Below are 24,586 nucleotides of genomic sequence, written 5' to 3'. Positions count from 1 at the left end.
CTGCTTGTATGATTTGGTGAATTATTCGCCAGATGCCTGCTGGGCTTCCGGTTTACCGTAAATCAGCAGCGGCTTGGTTTGACCGCTGATGACGGACTCGTCAATTACCACTTTCTCAACGTCTTCCATCGACGGCAGATCGTACATGGTGTCGAGCAGTGCCGCTTCAACGATAGAACGCAAACCACGAGCACCGGTTTTACGGACCATCGCTTTCTTGGCAATGGCATCCAGCGCTTCGTCGCGGAATTCCAGGTCAACGCCTTCCAGATTGAACAGCGCCTGATACTGCTTGGTCAGCGCATTTTTTGGCTCTTTCAGGATCTGGATCAGCGCGTCTTCACTCAGCTCATTCAGCGTTGCCACAACCGGCAGACGACCGATGAACTCAGGGATCAGACCGAATTTGATCAGATCTTCTGGTTCAACCTGAGACAGCAGCTCGCCTTCGTTCGGTTTTTCAGCCGTCGATTTCACCGTTGCGCCAAAACCAATGCCGGAGCCGGTTTCAACACGGTGGGAGATGACTTTATCCAGACCGGCAAACGCACCGCCACAGATGAACAGGATCTTGGAGGTATCAACCTGCAGGAACTCCTGCTGAGGATGTTTACGCCCACCCTGTGGTGGAACGGCGGCTACCGTACCTTCAATCAGCTTCAGCAGTGCCTGCTGTACGCCTTCACCCGATACGTCACGGGTGATGGACGGGTTGTCGGATTTACGGGAGATCTTGTCGATCTCATCGATGTAAACAATCCCGCGCTGGGCTTTCTGTACGTCGTAATCGCACTTCTGCAGCAGTTTCTGGATGATGTTTTCGACGTCCTCACCCACGTAACCGGCCTCGGTCAGGGTGGTGGCATCCGCCATGGTGAACGGAACATCAAGCAGACGCGCCAGGGTTTCAGCCAGCAGCGTTTTACCGGAACCGGTTGGGCCGATCAGCAGAATGTTACTTTTACCCAGTTCTACGCCATTGCTGGTGTCGCCGTTACGCAGGCGTTTGTAGTGGTTATAGACCGCTACCGCCAGCACTTTCTTGGCCTGCTCCTGACCGATGACGTAGTCGTCAAGGTGATGACGAATTTCATGCGGCGTTGGCAGCGCGCTGCGCTCACGGTGCGGTGCGACTTCTTTAATCTCTTCGCGAATGATGTCGTTACATAAATCGACACATTCGTCGCAGATATACACGGACGGCCCGGCAATCAGTTTACGCACTTCATGCTGGCTTTTGCCGCAAAAAGAGCAGTACAGCAGTTTGCCCGAACCATCTTTGCGTTTATCTGTCATGAGTCCAAACCTCTTTTTAAGTTCTTTGTGCCGCACATGACGACGCAAATGCCATTCTAAGACGCAAGCTGCATCAAGCAGCGTGCCGCCCTACCTTAGTATAGCGGCACACTCGCGTCGCGGGCATCAATTACGATGGGTCAACACGGAGTCGACTAAGCCGTACTCAACTGCCTCTGAAGCAGAGAGGAAGCGATCGCGCTCGGTATCGCGCTCGATCTGCTCGAGAGGTTGACCCGTATGCTGCGCCATAAGTTCATTCATGCGCGCTTTTACTTTCAGAATTTCGCGGGCGTGGATTTCGATATCCGTCGCCTGCCCCTGGTAACCGCCCAGCGGCTGGTGAATCATCACGCGGGAATTTGGCAAGCAGAAACGCTTACCCTTCGCCCCTGCGGTTAACAGGAACGCGCCCATAGATGCTGCCTGACCCATACAGATCGTGCTGACATCCGGTTTGATGAATTGCATGGTGTCATAAATGGACATCCCTGCTGTAATCACGCCACCCGGGGAGTTAATGTACAGGTAAATGTCTTTTTCCGGGTTTTCCGCTTCCAGAAACAGCATCTGCGCCACGATCAGGTTAGCCATATGGTCTTCCACCTGGCCGGTCAGAAAGATAACGCGTTCCTTGAGCAGACGGGAATAGATATCAAAAGAACGCTCACCACGTGAGGTCTGTTCAATAACCATTGGCACCAGAGCCATATGGGGTGCAAAGTTATCTCGTTCGCCACTGTATGACATTTCCGTCTCCTGGATCAAAATTGAAAACACCTGCTGTACTGATTGTAACCTTACGGACGGATTATCAGCCAGTCTCATTCATCATGATTACGTACTTATGGGGTTCACAGTGCCCTATTTCAAGCATAACAACCTTTTGTTGTTACGCTAACACCGAAAGGGCGTTTTAGCACTCTTCCTGGGCTCTGGCTGCGATAAAAAAAACCCGCTGCCGCAAGGCAACGGGTTTTCTGTTCAAACTTTAAACCGTTGGGGCGAAATTACGCCTGCTGGTTCATCAGTTCGTTGAAAGAGGTCGCTTTTTCGGTCACTTTCGCTTTCGCCAGTACCGCTTCAACCGCCTGCTCTTCCAGGGCTACGTTGCGCATGTTGTCCATCAGCTCTTTGTTCTTACCGTAGAACTCGATCACTTCTGATGGATCTTCGTATGCAGAAGCCATCTCTTCGATCAGGCCTTTCACACGCTCTTCGTCAGCTTTCAGCTCGTGGGTACGAATTACTTCGCCCAGCAGCAGGCCAACCACAACGCGACGTTTCGCTTGCTCTTCGAACAGCTCGCGTGGCAGTTCCATCGCTTGCTGCTGGTTGCCACCGAAACGCTGTGCAGCCTGACGGCGCAGAACGTCGATTTCGCTGTCGATCAGGGCTGCAGGAACGTCGATTTCGTTGGCTTTCACCAGACCTTCGATCGCCTGAGACTTCACGCGGTTGCGCACAGCACCGTTCAGCTCGCGCTCCATGTTTTTACGCACTTCGGTACGCAGGCCAGCAACAGAACCGTCTTCCACGCCGAAACGTTTGATGAACTCTTCAGTCAGTTCTGGCAGTTCGCGCTCTTCCACTTTCTTCAGGTTGATGACGAACTTCGCTGCTTTACCCTTCAGGTTTTCAGCGTGGTACTCTTCAGGGAAGGTCACGTCGATGGTGAACTCTTCGCCCGCTTTGTGGCCTTTGATACCGTCTTCGAAGCCTGGGATCATACGACCCTGGCCCATTGCCAGTACGAAGTCAGACGCTTTGCCGCCTTCGAACTCTTCGCCGTCTACAGAACCAGTGAAGTCGATGGTCACACGGTCTTCCGCGTCAACAGCGCCTTCTTTCTCTTTCCAGTTCGCCTGCTGCTTACGCAGGGTGTCCAGCATGCCGTCAACGTCTTCGTCAGTCACGGAGACAATCGGTTTTTCAACTTCGATAGATTCCAGACCTTTCAGCTCAACTTCCGGGTACACTTCAAACTCTACGGAGTAGGTGAAGTCTTCGCCCAGTTTGTATTCGCCTGGAACGTAGTTTGGCGCACCGGCCGGATTGATTTTTTCTTTGATGATCGCATCGATAAAGTTGCGGCTCATCAGTTCACCCAGCACATCCTGACGCACGGAAGCGCCATAACGCTGAGCAACAACATTCATTGGTACTTTGCCCTTACGGAAGCCGTCAATACGTACTTTTTTTGCTACGTTGACCAGCTCGCTTTTCACAGCAGTTTCGATGCTGTCAGCAGCGATAGTAATCGTTACACGGCGGCCAAGGCCTTGAGTGGTTTCAACTGAAACTTGCATCTTGTTACCTCAAAAAAATCACAGTGCTCGGTCAACTCTGAATCTGTCTGTTATACCGGGATGCTCTCTTAGTGCAGATTCACATTCCCTGTCGCCAGAATCATCCCGAAGACATTCAATAAGACGCGGCATTATAGCGGCATCACTTAGGTGAGTCGAGAACGGTTGGGGCATGTTGCTGCGGCTTTTTTCACACTTTAAGGCTATTTTTAGCCTTAAAATCGCACCATCCGCTCAAAACTCAGACAAAACAAAACGGCCCGGAGGCCGTTTTGAGGAAATCTGTAAGCAACATACTGGAAAAGCTCCAGCCGTTGCAAATCCGATTTATCAGGCGATAGTGCCTGCACCGCGACAGGGCGGCGATGCGAAAACCGTATCCTGCAAGCCTTCCCATTCCTTAATGGTGTAGGTATGCAGTGCCAGCGCATGCACGGTCGTGGAGAGCTCTTCCGTCAAGGTGCTGTAGATCAAGCGATGTCGGTTCAGGAAACGTTCTCCCGTGAAGCGATCGCTAACCAGAACCACTTTAAAGTGGCTTTCAGAACCTGCCGGTACGTTATGACGATAGCTTTCGTCGACGACTTCGAGGAACACAGGGTTGAACGCTGCCCTTAATTTATCTTCTATATGCTCACGTATCATCATGAAATTACTCCTCCGACAACGCCAGGATGTCACCCATCCCTTTAAATATTAGCCGCTTTTACCGTTTCCATTACACCTTGACAACAAATATTTAGCTTTCGTCTGATTTTCTCATTCAAACGAATGAAGTTCACTGTGAGGCTCATACCTTTTGTCATCCGTGGAAGGAGAAAATGGGTGAGCTGGTCAGTTTTCGGACAAGACGATGAATTTACATGCGTTGACCACTTCCCCTGACCGTTGGCGATGTTATGATGGCGGCAATTTTTCTCTCTATTATGCTTACGATTCGTGAGAACCTTAAAATGTTAAAAAAACTCTTCTTTCCATTGGTAGCCCTTTTTATGCTGGCAGGCTGCGCTACCCCGCCGACCACCATTGATGTCTCACCGAAAATCACCCTGCCTCAGCAGGACCCAAGCCTGATGGGCGTCACCGTGAGCATTAACGGCGCCGATCAGCGTCAGGATCAGGCTCTGGCTAAAGTGACCCGCGATAACCAGCAGGTGACGCTCACCGCCTCCCGCGACCTGCGCTTCCTGCTGCAGGAAGTGCTGGAGAAACAGATGACCTCCCGTGGCTATATGGTTGGCCCAAGCGGCGCGGTGGATCTGCAGATCATCGTGAACAACCTGTACGCTGATGTGTCTCAGGGCAACGTGCGCTACAACATCGCCACAAAAGCGGATATCGCCATCATCGCGACCGCGAAGAACGGTAACAAGATGACCAAGAACTATCGCGCGAGCTACTCTGTAGAAGGCGCGTTCCAGGCATCGAATAAAAATATTGCTGATGCGGTTAACAGCGTGCTGACGGATACCATTTCCGACATGGCGCAGGACACCAGCATTCACGACTTCATCAAGCAGAACGCGCGTTAATCCTGCCCGCTGACCCGGTCTATCGCCGGGTCAGTTTTATAAGAACATGTCCAGCCATTACTTACGCATTTTCCAGCAACCGAAATCAGCGATTCTGCTGATCCTCGGCTTTGCCTCGGGTTTACCCCTCGCGCTCACCTCCGGCACGCTTCAGGCGTGGATGACGGTCGAGAACATCGATCTGAAAACCATTGGCTTCTTCTCGCTTGTGGGTCAGGCCTATGTATTCAAGTTTCTGTGGTCTCCGGTCATGGATCGTTACACGCCGCCTTTCCTCGGGCGTCGTCGCGGCTGGCTGGTGATGACGCAGCTCCTGCTGCTGCTGGCCATTGCGGCGATGGGTTTTCTTGAACCCGCCACGCAGCTGCGCTGGATGGCCGCGCTTGCGGTGGTGATTGCCTTCTGTTCCGCCTCTCAGGATATCGTGTTCGACGCCTGGAAGACGGACGTGTTACCAGCGGAAGAACGCGGTGCTGGTGCGGCCATCAGCGTGCTGGGCTATCGCCTCGGGATGCTGGTCTCCGGCGGGCTGGCGCTGTGGCTGGCAGACCGTTACTTAGGCTGGCAGGGGATGTACTGGCTGATGGCTGCTCTGCTGATCCCCTGCATTATCGCGACGCTATTGGCGCCCGAACCGAGTGACGTTATCCCGGTTCCCCGCTCGCTGGAGCAGGCCGTCGCCGAACCGCTGCGTGACTTCTTTGGCCGCAACAATGCCTGGCTGATCCTGCTGCTTATCGTCCTTTATAAGCTGGGTGACGCTTTTGCCATGAGTCTGACCACCACCTTCCTGATCAGGGGGGTCGGCTTTGACGCCGGTGAAGTGGGCGTGGTGAATAAAACGCTGGGGCTGTTTGCGACCATTGTCGGGGCACTGTATGGCGGCGTGCTGATGCAGCGCCTGACGCTGTTCCGCGCGCTGCTGATCTTCGGCATTCTGCAAGGCGCCTCTAACGCAGGCTATTGGCTGCTGTCGATTACCGACAAACATACGATCAGCATGGCTGCGGCGGTATTTTTTGAAAATCTCTGCGGCGGTATGGGGACTGCGGCCTTTGTCGCCCTGCTGATGACCCTGTGCAACAAGTCATTTTCCGCTACGCAGTTCGCACTGCTCTCGGCGCTCTCTGCCGTAGGCCGCGTTTATGTAGGCCCAATTGCCGGCTGGTTCGTGGAAGCCCACGGTTGGCCAACATTTTATCTCTTCTCGGTCGTGGCTGCCGTGCCGGGGATTTTATTGTTGCTGGTGTGTCGCCAGACGCTGGAATATACCCAGCGGACCGAACACTTTATGCCGCGCACCGAATATCACCGCGCCTACCGTATTGCGTTACGACTGTTAATGGTGGGCTGCATTGCGCTGGCACTCTGGCTTGTGGTGCTCATTATTAATGCCAGCACGTCTCTGGCACTCCCCTTCGGGGCCCTTCTGCTGGACGCCGGTGCCCTGCTGGCCATCGTTGGGATCCTGACCGGGGGTCTGCTCGATTTCATGGCGTTGCGTAAAACGCAGCTGACCTGAAGAAAAATACGAAAGGTTATTTCCCGTTGTAATCACTAACCGAAATTATAACGGTGAAATAGCCACCAGCGACGAAAAAAAATATTTGTTGTTTTGTGCGGGATAGGATTTGGAAATTATTGGCTCCGGTTCCAAAACGCTATTTTTCATTAAACGATTCAGCATGTGATAGTTTGATTTTTCGTTTTTTAGATGTCTTTTTATTGATAATTAATTGTTAATTTTTTGTTTATTTTTAACAATGGTTATACCAATTGCCCCTTTTAGGGTATGCTTGGGGGTCCTTTCGTTATAAAGCCCATCTCATGCGGCTTCGGTCATAAAAACCGACATAATTTGCAACACTTGTGACACGTGCGGCAGAACCCGGTAACACCTTCCTGACACAGGCCTAATGATGTTTACAGTAATGTAACCTTCCCGTAAAATGCCCGCACACTTTAAACGCCACCAGACTCCCGTGGAATTGAGGTCGTTAAATGAGACTCAGGAAATACAATAAAAGTTTGGGATGGTTGTCATTATTCGCAGGCACTGTATTACTCAGTGGCTGTGATTCTGCACTACTAGACCCCAAAGGACAGATTGGACTGGAACAACGTTCACTGATATTGACGGCTTTTGGCCTGATGTTGATTGTGGTTATTCCAGCCATTTTGATGGCTGTTGGTTTCGCCTGGAAGTATCGTGCGAGCAATAAAGATGCGAAGTATAGCCCGAACTGGTCACACTCCAATAAAGTGGAAGCTGTGGTCTGGACGGTACCTATCCTGATCATCCTGTTCCTTGCCGTACTGACCTGGAAAACCACTCACGCACTTGAGCCGAGCAAGCCGCTGGTTCACGATGAAAAACCTATTACCATCGAAGTGGTCTCCATGGACTGGAAATGGTTCTTCATCTATCCAGAGCAGGGTATTGCTACCGTGAATGAAATCGCCTTCCCGGCGAACACTCCGGTTCAGTTCAAAGTGACCTCCAACTCCGTAATGAACTCCTTCTTCATCCCGCGTCTGGGTAGCCAGATTTACGCGATGGCCGGTATGCAGACTAACCTGCACCTGATCGCGAATGAAGCAGGCACCTATGATGGTATCTCCGCCAGCTATAGCGGCCCGGGCTTCTCAGGTATGAAGTTCAAAGCTATTGCAACGCCAGACCGTGCCGCTTTCGACCAGTGGGTTGAAAAAGCGAAGCAGTCTCCAAACACCATGTCTGACATGGCGGCGTTCGAAAAAGTGGCTGCACCTAGCGAATACAACAAGGTGGAGTACTTCTCTAACGTGAAACCCGATTTGTTCAAAGATGTGATTGGCAAATTTATGGATCACGGCAAGAGCATGGACATGACCCAGCCTGAAGGCGAGCACAGCGCGCACGAAGGTATGGAAGGCATGGACATGAGCCACGCGGAAACCGCTCACTAAGGGGCCGAGGAAGAAAATGTTCGGAAAATTGACACTGGATGCAGTGCCCTACCATGAACCGATTATCGTGGTTACGGTGGCTGCAATTATCATTGGTGGCGCGGCCTTACTGGCCTTAATCACTTACTTCGGTAAGTGGAGCTACCTGTGGAACGAGTGGCTGACTTCGGTTGACCACAAAAAACTCGGTATCATGTACTGCATCGTCGGCATCGTCATGTTAATTCGTGGCTTTGCGGATGCAATCATGATGCGTAGCCAGCAGGCACTCGCCTCTGCGGGTGAAGCCGGCTTCCTGCCACCGCATCACTACGATCAGATCTTTACCGCCCACGGCGTTATCATGATCTTCTTCGTGGCGATGCCGCTGGTTATCGGTCTGATGAACGTTGTCGTTCCGCTGCAAATCGGCGCGCGCGACGTGGCGTTCCCGTTCCTGAACAACCTGAGCTTCTGGTTCACGGTTGTCGGCGTTATCCTGGTTAACCTGTCACTGGGTGTGGGCGAATTCGCGCAGACCGGCTGGCTGGCTTACCCACCGCTGTCAGGAATTGAGTACAGTCCGGGCGTTGGCGTCGACTACTGGATTTGGGCGCTTCAGCTCTCCGGTGTCGGTACAACCCTGACCGGTATCAACTTCTTCGTGACCATTATCAAGATGCGTGCCCCTGGCATGACCATGTTCAAGATGCCGGTATTTACCTGGGCATCTCTGTGCGCCAACATCCTGATTATTGCCTCCTTCCCAATCCTGACCGTCACCATCGCGCTGCTGACCCTGGACCGCTACCTGGGCACCCATTTCTTCACGAATGATATGGGTGGCAACATGATGATGTACATCAACCTGATTTGGGCCTGGGGTCACCCGGAAGTGTACATTCTGGTTTTGCCTGTGTTCGGTGTGTTCTCCGAAATCGCAGCAACCTTCTCGCGTAAACGCCTGTTTGGTTACACCTCTCTGGTGTGGGCAACCGTGTGTATTACCGTTCTGTCGTTCATCGTTTGGCTGCACCACTTCTTCACCATGGGTGCGGGCGCGAACGTAAACGCCTTCTTCGGTATTACCACCATGATTATCGCCATCCCGACCGGGGTGAAGATCTTCAACTGGCTGTTCACCATGTACCAGGGCCGTATCGTGTTCCACTCAGCAATGCTGTGGACCATCGGCTTCATCGTGACCTTCTCGGTAGGTGGGATGACCGGCGTACTGCTGGCGGTACCGGGTGCTGACTTCGTTCTGCACAACAGTCTGTTCCTGATTGCTCACTTCCATAACGTTATCATCGGTGGCGTGGTCTTCGGCTGCTTCGCTGGCGTAACCTACTGGTGGCCAAAAGCGTTCGGCTTCACGCTGAACGAGAAATGGGGTAAACGCGCGTTCTGGTTCTGGATCATCGGCTTCTTCGTGGCATTTATGCCGCTGTACGTGCTGGGCTTCATGGGTATGACCCGTCGTCTGAGCCAGCAGATCGATCCGCAGTTCCACCCAATGCTGATGGTTGCAGCGGGCGGTGCCGTGCTGATTGCCTGTGGTATCGCGTCTCAGCTGATCCAGTTCTACGTGTCTATTCGCGACCGCGACCAGAATCGTGACCTGACCGGTGACCCATGGGGTGGTCGTACGCTGGAGTGGGCAACCTCTTCTCCACCGCCTTTCTATAACTTTGCCATCGTGCCGCAGGTTCATGAACGCGACGCATTCTGGGAAATGAAAGAAAAAGGTGAAGCGTACAAGCAACCTGCTCATTACGAAGAGATCCACATGCCGAAAAACAGCGGTGCGGGCATTGTGATTGCCGCTTTCGCAACGGTATTTGGTTTCGCAATGATCTGGCACATCTGGTGGATGGCGATTGTTGGCTTCGCTGGCATCGTAATCAGCTGGATTGTGAAGAGCTTTGACGAGGACGTGGACTACTACGTACCAGTCCGTGAAGTTGAGAAGCTGGAAAATCAGCATTTCGACGAGATTTCTAAAGCGGGGCTGAAAAATGGCAACTGATACTCTGGCGCACTCAACTGCCCACGCGCATGAACATGCGCACCACGATACAGGACCGACCAAAGTCTTCGGTTTCTGGATCTACCTGATGAGCGACTGCATTCTGTTCTGCTGTCTGTTCGCGACCTATGCCGTTCTGGTGAACGGCACAGCGGGCGGCCCGACCGGCAAGGACATCTTTGAACTGCCGTTCGTTCTGGTTGAAACCGCACTGCTGTTATTCAGCTCCATCACCTACGGCATGGCGGCTATCGCCATGTACAAAAACAACAAGAGCCAGGTTGTATCCTGGCTGGCGTTGACCTGGCTGTTTGGTGCTGGATTTATCGGGATGGAAATCTATGAATTCCATCACCTGATCATGGAAGGCTTCGGCCCGGATCGCAGTGGCTTCCTGTCCGCGTTCTTCGCGCTGGTCGGCACCCACGGTCTGCACGTGACCTCCGGTCTGATCTGGATGGCAGTACTGATGTTCCAGATCTCCCGTCGCGGCCTGACCAGTACTAACCGTACCCGTATCCTGTGCCTGAGCCTGTTCTGGCACTTCCTGGACGTGGTGTGGATCTGTGTGTTCTCTGTTGTCTATCTGATGGGGGCGATGTAATGAGTCATTCTAACGATCATGGCGCTTCCCACGGCAGCGTAAAAACCTACATGACAGGTTTCATCCTGTCGATCATCCTGACGGTGATCCCGTTTTGGATGGTGATGAGCGGTTCTGCGTCTAAGCCGGTTATCCTGGGTGCAATCCTGGTGACCGCGGTGATTCAGATTCTGGTGCATCTGGTTTGCTTCCTGCACATGAACACCAAGTCCGATGAAGGCTGGAACATGACCGCCTTTATCTTTACCGTGATTATCATCGCTATCCTGGTAGTCGGTTCCATCTGGATTATGTGGAACCTCAACTACAACATGATGGTTCACTAAGAGCGGCGAGTATGTTTAAGCAATACCTGCAAGTAACGAAACCAGGCATCATCTTTGGCAACCTGATCTCCGTGATCGGAGGGTTCCTGCTGGCCTCCAAAGGCAGCATTGATTACACCCTCTTTATCTACACGCTGGTCGGTGTGTCACTGGTTGTTGCGTCCGGTTGTGTATTTAACAACTACATCGACATGGATATCGACAAGAAGATGGAAAGGACCAAAAATCGGGTGCTGGTGAAAGGCCTGATCGCCCCTTCCGTCTCGCTGGTGTACGCCACCTTGCTGGGTATTGCTGGCTTTATGCTGCTGTGGTTTGGTGCTAACCCGCTGGCCTGCTGGCTGGGGGTGATGGGGTTCGTGGTGTATGTGGGCGTCTACAGCCTGTATATGAAGCGTCACTCCGTCTACGGCACGCTGATTGGTTCACTCTCCGGCGCTGCGCCGCCGGTGATTGGCTACTGCGCGGTCACGAATGAGTTCGACAGCGGTGCGGCTATCCTGCTGGCTATCTTTAGCCTGTGGCAGATGCCGCACTCCTATGCCATCGCGATTTTCCGCTTTAAGGATTATCAGGCAGCGAACATCCCGGTTCTGCCGGTCGTGAAAGGCATCTCCGTTGCCAAGAACCACATCACGCTGTACATCATCGCCTTTGCCGTGGCAACGCTGATGCTCTCTCTGGGTGGTTACGCTGGATACAAATATCTGGCGGTAGCGGCTGCGGTGAGCGTCTGGTGGCTCGGCATGGCGCTGCGCGGTTACAAAGTGGAAGATGACAAAGTCTGGGCGCGCAAACTGTTTGTGTTCTCGATTGTTGCCATTACTTCTCTGTCCGTGATGATGTCCGTGGACTTCATGGTGCCGGATTCACATAACCTGCTGACTTACGTCTGGTAAGCCACAACAGGTGAATAAAGGGGTGCTTCGGCACCCTTTTTTTATTCACTGAATCTATTAATAACGCATGTAATATTTGTTAAATAACCCTTTATTTACCCCGCCCCTTCCCCGCACTACACTATGGCCTGCTTTTGAACTGAGGTGGTAATGAACGATTATAAAATGACGCCAGGCGAGCTACGCGCGACCTGGGGCTTAGGGACTGTCTTCTCGCTACGGATGCTTGGCATGTTTATGGTCCTGCCTGTTCTGACCACGTACGGTATGGCGCTGCAGGGGGCCAGCGAGGCGCTGATTGGCCTCGCCATTGGCATTTATGGTCTGGCGCAGGCGGTGTTCCAAATCCCGTTTGGTCTGCTCTCTGACCGGATGGGCCGCAAGCCGCTGATTGTCGGCGGGCTGCTGGTCTTTGTGCTCGGGAGCGTTATTGCCGCCCTCTCCCACTCCATCTGGGGGATTATTCTTGGCCGCGCTCTGCAGGGCTCCGGCGCGATTGCCGCTGCGGTGATGGCGCTGCTGTCAGACTTAACCCGCGAGCAAAACCGTACCAAAGCGATGGCGTTCATCGGCGTGAGCTTTGGCGTGACGTTTGCGATTGCGATGGTGCTCGGCCCCATCATTACGCACACATTGGGTCTGCACGCCCTGTTCTGGATGATTGCCGTGCTGGCGACCATCGGTATTGCCTTAACCCTGTGGGTGGTTCCGGACAGCAAAAACCACGTCCTCAACCGTGAGTCGGGGATGGTAAAAGGCTGCTTCAGCAAAGTGATTGTCGAGCCGCGCCTGCTTAAGCTGAATTTTGGCATTATGTGTCTGCACATTCTGCTGATGTCGACCTTTGTTGCCCTGCCCGGCCAGCTTGCCGCAGCGGGTTTCCCGGCGGCTGAGCACTGGAAAATCTATCTGGTTACGATGCTGATTTCGTTTATCTCCGTCGTGCCGTTCATCATCTACGCCGAAGTGAAGCGCAAAATGAAGCGCGTCTTCGTGGGCTGCGTAGCAGTCCTGCTGATTGCCGAGATCGTGCTCTGGGGTGCCGGCCCGCACTTCTGGGAGCTGATTGCCGGCGTGCAGCTGTTCTTCCTGGCATTTAACCTGATGGAAGCCCTGCTGCCGTCGCTGATCAGCAAAGAGTCCCCCGCCGGTTACAAAGGCACGGCAATGGGCATTTATTCCACCAGCCAGTTTCTTGGCGTGGCGATCGGCGGCTCGCTTGGCGGCTGGGTGGACGGACTCTTTGATTCACAAACCGTGTTTCTCGCGGGGGCGCTGCTGGCGACAGTCTGGCTGCTTGTCGCCGGTACCATGAAAGAGCCGCGCTACGTGAGCAGCCTGCGCGTAGAAATTCCGGATGATGTGGAGATGAGCGATGCGCTGAAACAGCGTCTGGAAGCTAAAGACGGGGTCACAGAGGTGATGATTGTTCCCGAAGAGCGCAGCGCTTACGTCAAAATTGACAGCAAGGTGACCAACCGCTTCGAGGTCGAGCAGGCGCTCAAGGCGTGAAAAAAAGCCCGGTTAAACCGGGCTTTTTATATTAATCGCGGAAGTTTTTAAACTGGAACGGCTGCCCCAGATCGCCGCCGCGCACCAGCGCCATCACGGACTGGAGGTCGTCGCGGGACTTACCGGTCACGCGAATCTCTTCGCCCTGGATCTGCGCCTGCACCTTCAGCTTGCTGTCTTTGATGAGCTTCACAATCTTCTTCTGCACCGCGCTCTCGATGCCCTGCTTCAGCTTGGCTTCCACAAACCAGTTCTTACCGCTGTGAACAAACTCGTCCGGCACATCCAGAGACGTCCCTTCGATGCCGCGCTTTAACAGCTTGGCGCGCAGAATGTCGAGCAGCTGATTTACCTGGAAATCAGACTCGCTCAGCACCTTAATGGTCTTATTTGCGTCGTTCAGCTCAAACGACGCCTCAACGCCACGAAAATCGAAACGTGACTCAACTTCGCGGGTTGCGTTCTCAACGCCGTTGCGAACTTCCTGGATATCAACTTCGGAAACAATATCGAAAGATGGCATCTTTTCTTCTCCCTTCACTTTTGTTGCGTTGCATAATACCCGCTACGAGGCATAACTCAACAGAAGCTTAGCTGTATAATTAAGCTGTAACACCTGGCGCAGTTGCAGGTGAGGAGGAACAATGAAAATTACAGTGCTCGGATGTGGAGCCCTTGGTCAGCTATGGCTGACCGCGCTGTGCAAGCACGGTCATGAGGTTCAGGGCTGGCTCCGCGTGCCCCAGCCCTATTGCAGTGTAAACCTGATTGGTGAAGACGGAAGCATCTTTAACGAATCCCTCACCGCGAACGATCCTGATTTCCTGGCGCAAAGCGACCTTTTACTGGTGACGCTCAAAGCGTGGCAGGTTTCAGACGCGGTCAAGACACTGGCCGCCCAGCTCCCCCCCACTTCGCCCATACTGCTGCTGCATAACGGCATGGGGACCCTTGACGAGCTGAAAAGCGTTCCGCAGCCCCTGCTGATGGCGACGACCACGCACGCTGCCCGTCGCGACGGCAACATCATCGTGCATGTCGCGAGCGGGGTGACCCACATCGGGCCTGCCAGAACGCAGGATGGGGACTACAGCTATCTTGCCGATGTGTTGCAGAAGGTGCTGCCAGACGTGGCCTGGCATAACCATATTCGTCCACAACTCTGGCGCAAGCTGGCCGTCAACTGCGTGATCAATCCGCTGACGGCGTTGTGGAACTGCCCGAACGGAGAGCTGAAAAATCATCCTCAGGAGGTTGCACTGCTCTGTGCGGAAGTCGCGGCGGTCGTTGAGCGGGAAGGCCTGCATACCTCGGCAGACGATTTGCGCTGTTATGTCGAGCAGGTTATTGAGAGTACGGCTGAGAACATCTCCTCGATGCTGCAGGATGTTCGGGCATTACGCCACACGGAGATCGACTATATCACCGGTTATCTGCTCAAACGCGCCCGCGCGCACGGCATCGCGGTGCCGGAAAACGCCCGTCTGTATGACCTGGTTAAACGTAAGGAGAGTGAATATGAGCGCGTCGGCACTGATCTGCCTCGCCCCTGGTAGCGAAGAGATGGAAGCGGTCACCACCATTGATCTGATGGTGCGCGGCGGTATTAACGTGACAACCGCCAGCGTCGCCAGCGACGGCAGCCTGGCGATTACCTGCTCGCGCGGCGTGAAGCTGCTCGCCGATGCCCCGCTCGTGCAGGTGGCCGACGGGGATTACGACATCATCGTCCTGCCCGGTGGCCTGAAGGGCGCGGAGTATTTTCGCGACAGCCCGCTGCTGGTTGAGACCGTGCGTCAGTTTCATTTATCCGGGCGCATTGTCGCGGCAATCTGCGCCGCCGCCGGCACGGTGCTGGTTCCGCACGACATTTTCCCCATCGGCAATATGACCGGCTTCCCGGGGCTGAAAGACACCATTCCGGAAGATCAGTGGGTGGACAAACGCGTCGTCTGGGATCCGCGCGTCAACCTGCTGACCAGCCAGGGCCCGGGCACCGCGATTGATTTTGGCTTAAAGATTATCGACCTGCTGGTCGGGCGCGAGAAGGCGTACGAAGTGGCGTCATCGCTGGTGATGCCAGCGGGGATTTATAATTACTTTGAAGAGTAGTGCATAAAAAAAGCCGGGTGGCGCGAGGTAAAAGCAAAACGGCAACCAAAGGTTGCCGTTTTAATGTTTGCGCCCTCTCCCCGTGGGAGAGGGTCGGGGTGAGGGCATCAGGCCGCACGCTACGGACGATACACCTTCACATTCGCAAAGCCCTGCTCGCGCAGATACAGCGCCTGAAGGCGACTCATCACCCCACGCTCACACCACAGCAGGTACGTTTTGCTCTGGTCGAGGTCGCCAAACTTCGTGCTCAGCTTATAGAACGGCAGAGAAACCACCTCCACGCCATCCACCTGCAGCGGTTTGTCATCCTGCTCGTCAATGGAGCGGATATCCAGAATCGCGTCGTTCGCGCCGAAACCGCTCACGGTCTCCACTTCAACCACGTCCTGCTCGGTCTGCTGGGCAATCTCGCGGATATCAATGTTGGACGCTTCTTCCACCACTTTATCCAGGATGCTGAAATCGAAGTTCTCTTCTTCCGCTTCGATCTTCGCCTTCACCGCTTTCACCGTTGGGCTTTTTGAGATCACGCCGCAGTATTCCGGCATGGTGCGGGCAAAATCTTCGGTGCCGATTTCGCGCGCCAGATCGATGATGTGCTCTTTATCGTGAGAGATCAGCGGACGCAGGATCAGCGTATCAGACACGTTGTCGATCAGGCGCAGGTTGGTCAGCGTCTGGCTGGAGACCTGGCCCAGCGCTTCGCCGGTGACCAGCGCCTGCACGCCGTAGCGTTCAGCCACTTTGGACGCCGCACGGACCATCATGCGCTTCAGGATGACGCCCATCTGGCCGTCGTCCACTTTCTCCAGAATCTCGCCAACCACCGGTTCGAAATTAATTGCCACGAAACGCACGCGGTGGGAGCTGCCGAAGCGGTTCCACAGGTAATGCGCCACCTGACGAACGCCGATTTCGTGCGCCGCGCCGCCCAGGTTGAAGAAGCAGTAGTGTACGCGGCAGCCGCGGCGCATCAGCATATAGCTGGAGACGCCGGAGTCGAAGCCGCCGGAGATCAGGGACAGAACATCTTCCTGGGTGCCGATCGGGAAGCCGCCGATGCCTTCATAACGGCCTTTCACCAGCAGCAGGCGATCGTTTTCGATCTCCAGATTAACGGTCACATCCGGGTTGGTCAGACGCACGCGCGCCGTCTCAACGTGCTGGTTCAAACCGCCGCCGACGTAACGCTCCACTTCAATGGAGCTGAACTCGTGCTTGCCGCGACGCTTCACGCGTACGCAGAAGGTTTTGCCTTCGATCTGGTCGCGGTACTGGACCAGCGCTTTCTCGAAGATGTCGTGCATATCGCTGAACGGGACATCTTCCACTTCCAGAATATGGTGGATACCCGGAATACGGGTCAGGGCGTCGCGAATATCCTGACGTTTGTTTTCGTCTTTGGCACGGACCTCAACGTGGTCCCAGTGGCGCACCACGGCGAGGGTTTCGTCGTAGTGCTTTAATACGTTACGAATGTTCCCGGTGAGAATTTTAATAAAGCGCAAACGCACAGATTGGCTTTTGATGGTGATTTCAGGGAACAATTTAATGATAAACTTCATGGCGGCAATGTTTCTTAGGCAAGCCTGTTAAGGCTTGTAATGGAAAAGAGTACAGCAGCCCACACCCGTGGCTGCATCCAGGCGCGCAAGTATACCACCATCGCGCCGCTCCTGTGCACATTGCGCGTTATTTGCTTATCCGCCCGAGTCCGTTACCATGTCGGGGCGAAGAATATAAGAGTCAATTCACTATGCCGAAGAAGAACGACGCACCGGCCAGTTTCGAAACTGCGCTGAGTGAACTGGAGCAAATTGTTACCCGCCTCGAGAGCGGCGATCTCCCGCTGGAAGAGGCGCTCAACGAATTCGAGCGCGGCGTCCAGCTGGCGCGTCAGGGTCAGGTCAAGCTGCAGCAGGCCGAACAGCGCGTGCAGATCCTGCTGTCCGACAGCGAAGAGGCGAAAACCACGCCTTTCACACCGGACGCCGAGTAAATGGATTTTGCCAACGAGCTTCAGGCGCGTGTCGTGCGCGCCAACGACGCCCTGCGCCGTTTTATTGCGCCACAGCCTTTTCAGAACACTCCACTGGTTGAAGCCATGCACTATGGCGCACTCTTGGGTGGAAAGCGCCTGCGCCCGTTCCTGGTGTACGCCACAGGCAATATGTTTGGCATCAGCGATAACACGCTGGACGCCCCGGCAGCCGCCGTTGAGTGCATCCATGCCTACTCGCTGATCCACGACGATCTGCCGGCCATGGACGACGACGACTTGCGTCGGGGTCAACCCACCTGCCATATCAAGTTTGGCGAAGCGAATGCCATTCTGGCGGGTGATGCCCTGCAGACGCTGGCGTTCTCGATTCTGAGCGACGCGCCGATGGCCGAAGTGGCTGACCGTGACCGTCTGGCAATGATTTCCGAACTGGCCATGGCCAGCGGCGTGGCGGGCATGTGCGGCGGACAGGCCCTGGATCTTGAAGCCGAAGGACGTCAGGTTAATCTGGAACAGCTGGAGCGTATTCATCGCCATAAAACCGGGGCATTGATTCGTTCAGCCGTTCGTCTTGGCGCACTGAGCGCGGGTGAGCAAGGGCGCAAAGCCCTGCCGATTCTGGACAGATACGCAGAAAGTATCGGTCTGGCATTCCAGGTTCAGGATGACATTCTGGATGTGGTGGGCGATACTGCAACATTGGGTAAACGTCAGGGTGCGGACCAGCAGCTTGGCAAAAGTACCTACCCCGCCCTGCTGGGTCTTGAGCAAGCCCAACGTAAAGCCCGGGATCTGATTGACGATGCCCGCCAGTCGCTGAATCAGCTGGCCGCGCAATCGCTGGATACCTCGGCACTGGAAGCGCTAGCGGACTATATAATCCAGCGTGATAAATAAACTATATATCTCGATGAGCCTTTGATGAGTTTTGATATTGCCAAATACCCGACACTGGCGTTAGTTGACTCCACCCAGGAGTTACGTCTGTTGCCGAAAGAGAGCCTGCCGAAGCTGTGCGACGAACTGCGTCGCTACCTGCTCGACAGCGTAAGCCGCTCCAGCGGCCATTTCGCCTCCGGGCTTGGCACGGTAGAGCTGACCGTGGCGCTGCACTACGTCTATAACACGCCGTTCGATCAGCTGATCTGGGACGTGGGTCACCAGGCTTATCCGCACAAAATTCTGACCGGACGTCGCGATAAAATTGGCACAATTCGTCAGAAAGGCGGTCTGCACCCGTTCCCGTGGCGCGGGGAGAGCGAGTACGACGTATTGAGCGTCGGGCACTCCTCCACCTCTATTTCTGCAGGCATCGGGATTGCCGTTGCTGCCGAAAAAGAGAACAAGCAGCGCCGCACCGTCTGCGTGATTGGCGACGGCGCCATCACTGCCGGTATGGCCTTTGAGGCCATGAACCATGCGGGCGACATCAAGCCGGACATGCTGGTTGTGCTTAACGATAACGAAATGTCGATTTCCGAAAACGTTGGCGCGCTGAACAACCATCTGGCGCAGCTGCTCTCCGGCAAGCTTTACTCCTCGCTGCGTGAAGGCGGCAAGAAAGTCTTCTCCGGCGTACCGCCGATCAAAGAGCTGCTCAAGCGTACCGAAGAGCACATCAAAGGCATGGTCGTGCCGGGAACCCTGTTTGAAGAGCTGGGCTTTAACTATATCGGCCCGGTTGACGGCCATGACGTGCTGGGACTGGTGACCACGCTCAAGAACATGCGTGACCTGAAAGGCCCGCAGTTCCTGCACATCATGACCAAAAAAGGCCGTGGTTACGAGCCGGCGGAAAAAGATCCGATTACCTTCCACGCGGTACCGAAATTTGACCCGTCCAGCGGCTGTCTGCCAAAAAGCAGCGGCGGCATGCCGAGCTATTCAAAAATCTTCGGCGACTGGCTGTGCGAAACCGCCGCAAAAGACAATAAGCTGATGGCGATCACCCCGGCCATGCGCGAAGGCTCCGGCATGGTGGAGTTCTCCAGAAAATACCCTGACCAGTATTTCGACGTGGCCATTGCCGAGCAGCACGCGGTGACGTTTGCCGCGGGCCTGGCGATCGGCGGCTACAAACCGGTTGTGGCTATCTATTCCACCTTCCTGCAGCGCGCCTACGATCAGGTGATCCACGACGTGGCGATCCAGAAGCTGCCGGTGCTGTTTGCTATCGATCGTGCGGGCATTGTCGGTGCCGACGGCCAGACGCACCAGGGCGCGTTTGACCTGTCGTTCCTGCGCTGCATTCCGGATATGGTCATCATGACGCCAAGCGACGAGAACGAATGTCGTCAGATGCTGTTTACCGGTTACCACTATCAGGATGGCCCAAGCGCCGTTCGCTACCCGCGCGGCAATGCGGTGGGCGTTGAGCTGCAGCCGCTGGAGAAGCTGGCGATCGGTAAAGGTCTGGTCAAACGTCGCGGTGAAAAAGTGGCGATTCTGAACTTCGGCACGCTGATGCCAGAGGCGGCGAAAGTGGCTGAAACGCTGAACGCCACCCTGGTCGATATGCGCTTTGTGAAACCGCTCGACGAATCCCTGATCCTGAGTATGGCTGAGGCGCATGACGTGCTGGTCACGCTGGAAGAGAACGCGATTATGGGCGGTGCGGGCAGCGGCGTGAACGAGGTGCTGATGGCAAACCGTAAAGCCGTTCCGGTGCTGAACCTCGGCCTGCCGGACCATTTCATCCCGCAAGGTACCCAGGACGAAGCCCGCGCGGCGATTGGCCTGGACGCTGCCGGTATCGAAGCTAAAATCCGCGCCTGGCTGGACTGAACCCTCCCCTTTTCCGCTCCTGCTATGCTTAAACGTATTGTTTAAACAGCAGGAGCGGACCGTGCAATACACAACATTAGGAAAAACAGACCTTAAGGTATCCCGGCTTTGTCTGGGATGCATGACCTTTGGCGAACCCGATCGGGGAAACCACGCCTGGACGCTGCCGGAAGAGAGCAGCCGTCCGATTATCAAACGCGCCATCGAGGGCGGCATTAACTTCTTTGATACCGCCAACAGCTATTCCGACGGTAGCAGCGAGGAGATTGTCGGCCGCGCCCTGCGTGATTTTGCCCGTCGGGAAGACATCGTGGTTGCCACCAAGGTGTACTATCCGGTGGGCGACCTGGCTCAGGGCCTTTCTCGCGCGCAGATCCTGCGTTCCATTGATGATAGCCTCAGGCGTCTGAACATGGATTACGTCGACCTGCTGCAAATTCACCGCTGGGATTACAACACGCCCATTGAGGAGACGCTGGAAGCACTCAACGACGTCGTCAAAGCCGGTAAAGCGCGCTATATCGGCGCGTCATCTATGCATGCCTCGCAGTTTGCTCAGGCGCTGGATCTGCAGGCACAGCACGGCTGGGCGCGCTTCGTCACCATGCAGGACCACTACAATCTGATCTACCGTGAAGAAGAACGTGAGATGCTGCCGCTGTGCCATCAGGAGGGCGTGGCGGTGATCCCGTGGAGCCCGCTCGCGCGCGGCCGCCTGACCCGTCCGTGGGGAGAAACCACGGCCCGTCTGGTCTCGGATGAAGTGGGAAAAAATCTCTACGAAGGAACAGAGGCCAGCGATGCCCTGATCGCTGAACGCTTAGCCGGAATTGCCGACGATACCGGCGCAACCCGCGCCCAGGTAGCGCTGGCGTGGCTGCTGGGTAAACGCGGCGTCGCAGCGCCGATTATCGGCACATCCCGGGAAGAGCAGCTTGATGAACTGCTGAATGCAGTGGATATCACGCTGACGCCGGAGCAGGTTGCCGAGCTGGAGACGCCGTATCAGCAGCATCCGGTGGTGGGGTTTAAGTAAGCCCCATTTTTTGTAGGCCGGGTAAGGCGGAACCGCCCCCCGGCAATACAGAGCGCACAAACTCACGCGAAGTGATCGTACCCTTTCCAGTCCAGCGTAACCGGCTCACCGTCTTTCACAAACTTCAGCCCTTCACTTTCCGGCATAATCTGCCCGATACAGGTGAATTTCGCGCCGAGGTGCGCTAATGCCACGTCGAGCGTTCCGCGGTTCAGCTCCGGAACGGTAAAGCACAACTCATAATCTTCGCCACCGGACAGCGCCCAGCGCAGCGCCTGCTCAGGTTCGACATGACGAAGCAGTTCCTCTGACAGCGGGAACAGATCCAGGTCAACGCGCGCGCCGACACCGCTGGCCTTCAGAATATGGCCGAGGTCGGAGATCAGCCCGTCAGAGAGATCGATAGCCGAGCTTGCCCGCTCGCGCAGCGCCTGACCGTGCAGAATACGCGGCGTCGGGCGCAGATGGCGTTTCACCAGATACGCCGTATCGTCGGCATCCTTCACGGTTAAGCGATCCTGGAGGATCGCCAGCCCTGCCGCGCTGTCGCCAGGCGTACCGGTCACATAGATCCAGTCGCCGGGTTTTGCGCCTGAGCGCTTCAGCGCGCGGCCGAGCGGCACATACCCGTGGATCGCCAGCGTCATCGCCAGCGGCCCGGCAGTGGTATCACCGCCAATCAGCTGCATATCGTAGTAGTTAAGCTGCTCAAACAGCGCATCGCTAAAGGCTGCAAGCCAGGCTTCGTCTACCTCAGGCAGCGTCAGCGCCAGGGTTAACCACGCGGGATCGGCCCCCATCGCCGCCAGATCGCTGACGTTAACCGCCAGCGCCTTATACGCCAGATCGGCAGGATCGATATCCGGTAAAAAATGACGTCCGCACACTAAGGTGTCGGTGCTGATTGCCAGCGTCTGTTTTTCGGGAATATTGAGAAGTGCACAGTCATCGCCGATGCCGGTTTCAACATCAAGACGAGAGGTTCTGACACGGTCGAAATAACGGGCAATCAGGGAAAATTCGCCGCATGCCATACGTTATGCCTCAGCAAATAAAAGAAAAAACCGGAGCCGCACTGCCCGTCAGGCAATGCAGAACTCCGGTTTGCGGATCACTTTTTGTGGGGACGGATCGCAGGTGCTGCTTTATCAAGTACGCCGTTTACAAACTTGTGGCTGTCTTCAGCACCGAAGGTTTTCGCCAGTTCGATCGCTTCGTTAATGGCCACTTTGTACGGCACATCATCACGTTTAGACAGCTCAAACAGCGCGATACGCAACACTGCTTTTTCTACCTGACCCAGCTCTTCGAGCAGACGGGACAGGTAAGGTTTCATCAGACCATCGAGATACGCGCTATTAGTCGCCACTCCCGACAGCAGTTCACGGAAGTACAGAACGTCAACGTCTTTCACGTCCTGTTCTGACAGGAACTGGTATTCAACATCAGCGATGTCGTTCTGGGACAACTGCCAGGAGTAAAGTGCCTGGACGGCACATTCACGGGCGCGGCGACGAGCAGCAGGTTTCACGGAATTCCCCTTACAAAAAAATCAGGCCTTGATGGCTTTCAATACATTGATCATTTCAAGCGCGGTCAGTGCAGCTTCTGCACCTTTGTTACCGGCTTTGGTGCCAGCACGTTCGATGGCTTGTTCAATACTTTCGGTAGTCAGCACGCCGAACGCGACAGGAATTTCAGCATCCTGTGCAACGTGTGCCAGACCATTGCTTGCACCGCCCGCAACGTATTCGAAGTGCGCAGTGCCGCCACGAATTACGGTACCCAGCGCAATCACCGCGTCGTATTTACCGGTTTTCGCCAGCGCGCCCGCCGCCAGTGGCAGTTCGTAAGCGCCTGGAACCCAAACAACGGTAATGTTGTCATCTTTAACCTGGCCGATACGTTTCAGGGCGTCAATGGCACCTTCCAGCAGGCTGTCGTTGATGAAGTTGTTGAAACGCGCAATGGTGATGGCGACGCGAGCGTCCGGGGTAGCTACAGCAGCTTCAATAATGTTCATACTCTTCCTTTACGGGTTCATTTGGCCCCGCAGGGGGGCGGATTTTATCATAATACTTTGCGCACTGCTTCCCTATTTCGGGAGCAATTACGCTGTCGTTAAGTGGAGGCAGACATCCGGACCTACCGGACGAATCTCGCTGAATTTGAGTTGTGGTGCATCGGCCAGTTTTTCAAGGCCGGGCAGCACAAACAGGCCACGCGCGTCGTGACCTAACAGTTTAGGCGCAACGTAAACAAGCAGTTCATCCACCAGTCCGGCCTGTAAGAGCGCACCGGCGAGCGTTGGCCCCGCTTCCACCCAGATACTGTTCACCTGTTGCTTGCCGAGCAGCATCATCAGCACCACGAGATCCAGATGGCCGTTATGCTCCGGTACCATGATGCTGCGCACGCCTTCCGGCCATGCGCGCGTATCGTCCTTCGTGCGGGCAATCCAGGTTTCACCCGGCTGCTGGACGATGCGGTGCTCTGGCGTCACGCGGTTCTGACTATCAATGATAATACGCAGCGGCTGACGCAGGTTCTCCTGCGGGTACAGGGCCTGGGTATCGGCATTCAGCTCGTCCCAGCGCACGGTCATGGCCGGATCGTCAGCCAGAACGGTTTCACTGCTGGTGAGAATAGCATGGCTTTGCGCGCGCAGACGTTGCACATCGCGCCTTGCCTGTGGCGATGTGATCCACTGACTCTCGCCGTTTGCCATCGCCGTACGACCGTCCAGCGAGGCGCCCAGCTTAAGCTGGATATACGGGAACCCGGTACGCATGCGCTTCAGGAAACCTTTGTTGAGCGCTTCCGCGTCCTGCATCATCAGGCCATGGCTGACGTCAATGCCTTCCTGCTGCAGGCGATACAGACCCCGTCCGGCCACCTGCGGATTCGGATCCTGCATCGATGCGACCACGCGCGAAACCCCCGCGGCAATCAACGCGTCGCAGCACGGCGGCGTACGCCCGTGATGGCTGCAGGGCTCCAGCGTAACGTAGGCTGTAGCGCCGCGCGCCTTCTCGCCGGCCATGCGCAGCGCATGAACCTCAGCATGCGGTTCGCCTGCGCGATAGTGAAAGCCCTCCCCCACGATCTCGCCATCTTTAACTATAACGCACCCGACGTTCGGGTTGGGATGGGTCGTAAAACGACCGCGCTGCGCCAGCTTCATGGCTCGCGCCATGTACATCTCATCGTGCAT

The 24,586-nt window shown here is 55.3% G+C and carries 24 protein-coding genes; 14 read left to right on the top strand and 10 right to left on the bottom strand.

The window, feature by feature from the left end; translation table 11 throughout:
* Nucleotides 1-21 precede the first annotated feature (21 nt).
* From clpX to bolA, 4 genes are all read right to left on the bottom strand, one after another.
* Nucleotides 22-1,296 (bottom strand): ATP-dependent protease ATP-binding subunit ClpX, encoded by a 1,275-nt coding sequence (gene clpX / locus LJA86_RS00685; RefSeq protein WP_045909778.1) that lies wholly within the window; start codon nt 1,294-1,296, stop codon nt 22-24.
* 126 nt (nt 1,297-1,422) lie between these two features.
* Nucleotides 1,423-2,046: an ATP-dependent Clp endopeptidase proteolytic subunit ClpP gene (gene clpP, locus LJA86_RS00680; protein WP_008503317.1), complete on the bottom strand. Its 624-nt coding sequence runs from the start codon at nt 2,044-2,046 to the stop codon at nt 1,423-1,425.
* Between the two features lie 260 nt (nt 2,047-2,306).
* Nucleotides 2,307-3,605 (bottom strand): trigger factor, encoded by a 1,299-nt coding sequence (gene tig / locus LJA86_RS00675; protein ID WP_008503318.1) that lies wholly within the window; start codon nt 3,603-3,605, stop codon nt 2,307-2,309.
* Between the two features lie 330 nt (nt 3,606-3,935).
* Complete coding sequence (gene bolA / locus LJA86_RS00670; protein ID WP_021241655.1) at nt 3,936-4,253, bottom strand: transcriptional regulator BolA; 318 nt, start codon at nt 4,251-4,253, stop codon at nt 3,936-3,938.
* A 305-nt stretch (nt 4,254-4,558) separates the two neighbouring features.
* Here bolA and LJA86_RS00665 point away from each other — a divergent pair, with 305 nt between their 5' ends.
* From LJA86_RS00665 to LJA86_RS00630, 8 genes are all read left to right on the top strand, one after another.
* Nucleotides 4,559-5,137 carry a lipoprotein gene (locus tag LJA86_RS00665; protein WP_028017643.1) on the top strand — a complete coding sequence of 193 codons (579 nt, stop codon included), beginning with the start codon at nt 4,559-4,561 and terminating at the stop codon, nt 5,135-5,137.
* A 46-nt stretch (nt 5,138-5,183) separates the two neighbouring features.
* On the top strand, nt 5,184-6,659 hold the full coding sequence (ampG, locus tag LJA86_RS00660) for a muropeptide MFS transporter AmpG (RefSeq protein WP_229225334.1): 1,476 nt from the start codon (nt 5,184-5,186) through the stop codon (nt 6,657-6,659).
* Nucleotides 6,660-7,138: 479 nt separating this feature from the next.
* On the top strand, nt 7,139-8,086 hold the full coding sequence (cyoA, locus tag LJA86_RS00655) for a cytochrome o ubiquinol oxidase subunit II (RefSeq protein WP_008503322.1): 948 nt from the start codon (nt 7,139-7,141) through the stop codon (nt 8,084-8,086).
* Nucleotides 8,087-8,102: 16 nt separating this feature from the next.
* The gene (cyoB, locus tag LJA86_RS00650; protein WP_014168864.1) at nt 8,103-10,094 is read left to right on the top strand and encodes a cytochrome o ubiquinol oxidase subunit I; all 1,992 of its coding nucleotides are present in this window, start codon (nt 8,103-8,105) and stop codon (nt 10,092-10,094) included.
* Nucleotides 10,084-10,698, top strand: a complete 615-nt coding sequence (locus LJA86_RS00645; RefSeq protein WP_008503324.1) for a cytochrome o ubiquinol oxidase subunit III — start codon at nt 10,084-10,086, stop codon at nt 10,696-10,698. The genes cyoB and LJA86_RS00645 overlap by 11 nt, the downstream gene beginning before the upstream one ends.
* The gene (locus LJA86_RS00640) at nt 10,698-11,024 is read left to right on the top strand and encodes a cytochrome o ubiquinol oxidase subunit IV (RefSeq protein ID WP_006176899.1); all 327 of its coding nucleotides are present in this window, start codon (nt 10,698-10,700) and stop codon (nt 11,022-11,024) included. Before LJA86_RS00645 ends, LJA86_RS00640 begins: the two co-directional genes overlap by 1 nt.
* An 11-nt stretch (nt 11,025-11,035) precedes the next feature.
* Nucleotides 11,036-11,923: a heme o synthase gene (cyoE, locus tag LJA86_RS00635; RefSeq protein ID WP_157188686.1), complete on the top strand. Its 888-nt coding sequence runs from the start codon at nt 11,036-11,038 to the stop codon at nt 11,921-11,923.
* Between the two features lie 150 nt (nt 11,924-12,073).
* Entirely contained in the window at nt 12,074-13,435 is a 1,362-nt protein-coding gene (locus LJA86_RS00630) for an MFS transporter (protein WP_229225327.1), read from the top strand.
* Between the two features lie 31 nt (nt 13,436-13,466).
* On the opposite strand, the gene LJA86_RS00625 is transcribed toward LJA86_RS00630, so the two are convergent.
* Complete coding sequence (locus LJA86_RS00625; RefSeq protein ID WP_023293165.1) at nt 13,467-13,958, bottom strand: YajQ family cyclic di-GMP-binding protein; 492 nt, start codon at nt 13,956-13,958, stop codon at nt 13,467-13,469.
* 121 nt (nt 13,959-14,079) lie between these two features.
* Here LJA86_RS00625 and panE point away from each other — a divergent pair, with 121 nt between their 5' ends.
* Both panE and yajL read left to right on the top strand, forming a co-directional pair.
* Nucleotides 14,080-14,991: a 2-dehydropantoate 2-reductase gene (gene panE / locus LJA86_RS00620; protein ID WP_023616113.1), complete on the top strand. Its 912-nt coding sequence runs from the start codon at nt 14,080-14,082 to the stop codon at nt 14,989-14,991.
* The gene (yajL, locus tag LJA86_RS00615) at nt 14,954-15,547 is read left to right on the top strand and encodes a protein deglycase YajL (protein WP_229225325.1); all 594 of its coding nucleotides are present in this window, start codon (nt 14,954-14,956) and stop codon (nt 15,545-15,547) included. The genes panE and yajL overlap by 38 nt, the downstream gene beginning before the upstream one ends.
* 119 nt (nt 15,548-15,666) lie before the next feature.
* Here yajL and thiI read toward each other — a convergent pair whose 3' ends face one another.
* The gene (gene thiI, locus LJA86_RS00610; protein WP_126534529.1) at nt 15,667-17,115 is read right to left on the bottom strand and encodes a tRNA uracil 4-sulfurtransferase ThiI; all 1,449 of its coding nucleotides are present in this window, start codon (nt 17,113-17,115) and stop codon (nt 15,667-15,669) included.
* Between the two features lie 191 nt (nt 17,116-17,306).
* On the opposite strand from thiI, the gene xseB reads away from it, so the two are divergent.
* The 4 genes from xseB to LJA86_RS00590 all read left to right on the top strand — a co-directional run bounded on the left by xseB (nt 17,307) and on the right by LJA86_RS00590 (nt 21,372).
* A complete protein-coding gene (gene xseB / locus LJA86_RS00605) occupies nt 17,307-17,549 on the top strand; it encodes an exodeoxyribonuclease VII small subunit (RefSeq protein WP_045909783.1) in 243 nt (80 codons plus the stop codon).
* Nucleotides 17,550-18,449 (top strand): (2E,6E)-farnesyl diphosphate synthase, encoded by a 900-nt coding sequence (gene ispA, locus LJA86_RS00600; protein WP_045909784.1) that lies wholly within the window; start codon nt 17,550-17,552, stop codon nt 18,447-18,449.
* Nucleotides 18,450-18,473: 24 nt separating this feature from the next.
* Nucleotides 18,474-20,336 carry a 1-deoxy-D-xylulose-5-phosphate synthase gene (gene dxs / locus LJA86_RS00595; RefSeq protein ID WP_048030083.1) on the top strand — a complete coding sequence of 621 codons (1,863 nt, stop codon included), beginning with the start codon at nt 18,474-18,476 and terminating at the stop codon, nt 20,334-20,336.
* Between the two features lie 61 nt (nt 20,337-20,397).
* A complete protein-coding gene (locus LJA86_RS00590) occupies nt 20,398-21,372 on the top strand; it encodes an aldo/keto reductase (RefSeq protein ID WP_045909786.1) in 975 nt (324 codons plus the stop codon).
* A 62-nt stretch (nt 21,373-21,434) separates the two neighbouring features.
* Here the strand turns inward: LJA86_RS00590 and thiL are convergent, their stop codons facing one another.
* From thiL to ribD, 4 genes are all read right to left on the bottom strand, one after another.
* Nucleotides 21,435-22,406 carry a thiamine-phosphate kinase gene (gene thiL / locus LJA86_RS00585; protein ID WP_229225318.1) on the bottom strand — a complete coding sequence of 324 codons (972 nt, stop codon included), beginning with the start codon at nt 22,404-22,406 and terminating at the stop codon, nt 21,435-21,437.
* Nucleotides 22,407-22,483: 77 nt separating this feature from the next.
* A complete protein-coding gene (gene nusB, locus LJA86_RS00580) occupies nt 22,484-22,903 on the bottom strand; it encodes a transcription antitermination factor NusB (RefSeq protein WP_006809908.1) in 420 nt (139 codons plus the stop codon).
* 21 nt (nt 22,904-22,924) lie between these two features.
* Nucleotides 22,925-23,395 carry a 6,7-dimethyl-8-ribityllumazine synthase gene (ribE, locus tag LJA86_RS00575; protein ID WP_006176874.1) on the bottom strand — a complete coding sequence of 157 codons (471 nt, stop codon included), beginning with the start codon at nt 23,393-23,395 and terminating at the stop codon, nt 22,925-22,927.
* An 87-nt stretch (nt 23,396-23,482) separates the two neighbouring features.
* Nucleotides 23,483-24,586, bottom strand: a complete 1,104-nt coding sequence (gene ribD / locus LJA86_RS00570) for a bifunctional diaminohydroxyphosphoribosylaminopyrimidine deaminase/5-amino-6-(5-phosphoribosylamino)uracil reductase RibD (protein ID WP_126534527.1) — start codon at nt 24,584-24,586, stop codon at nt 23,483-23,485.

This window comes from Enterobacter sp. TCD1-1 (assembly GCF_020567405.1).
In the GTDB taxonomy this organism is placed as follows: domain Bacteria; phylum Pseudomonadota; class Gammaproteobacteria; order Enterobacterales; family Enterobacteriaceae; genus Enterobacter; species Enterobacter quasiroggenkampii.
Note: the sequence above shows the minus strand (reverse complement) of the source record. Positions and strands in the feature narration are given on the sequence as shown.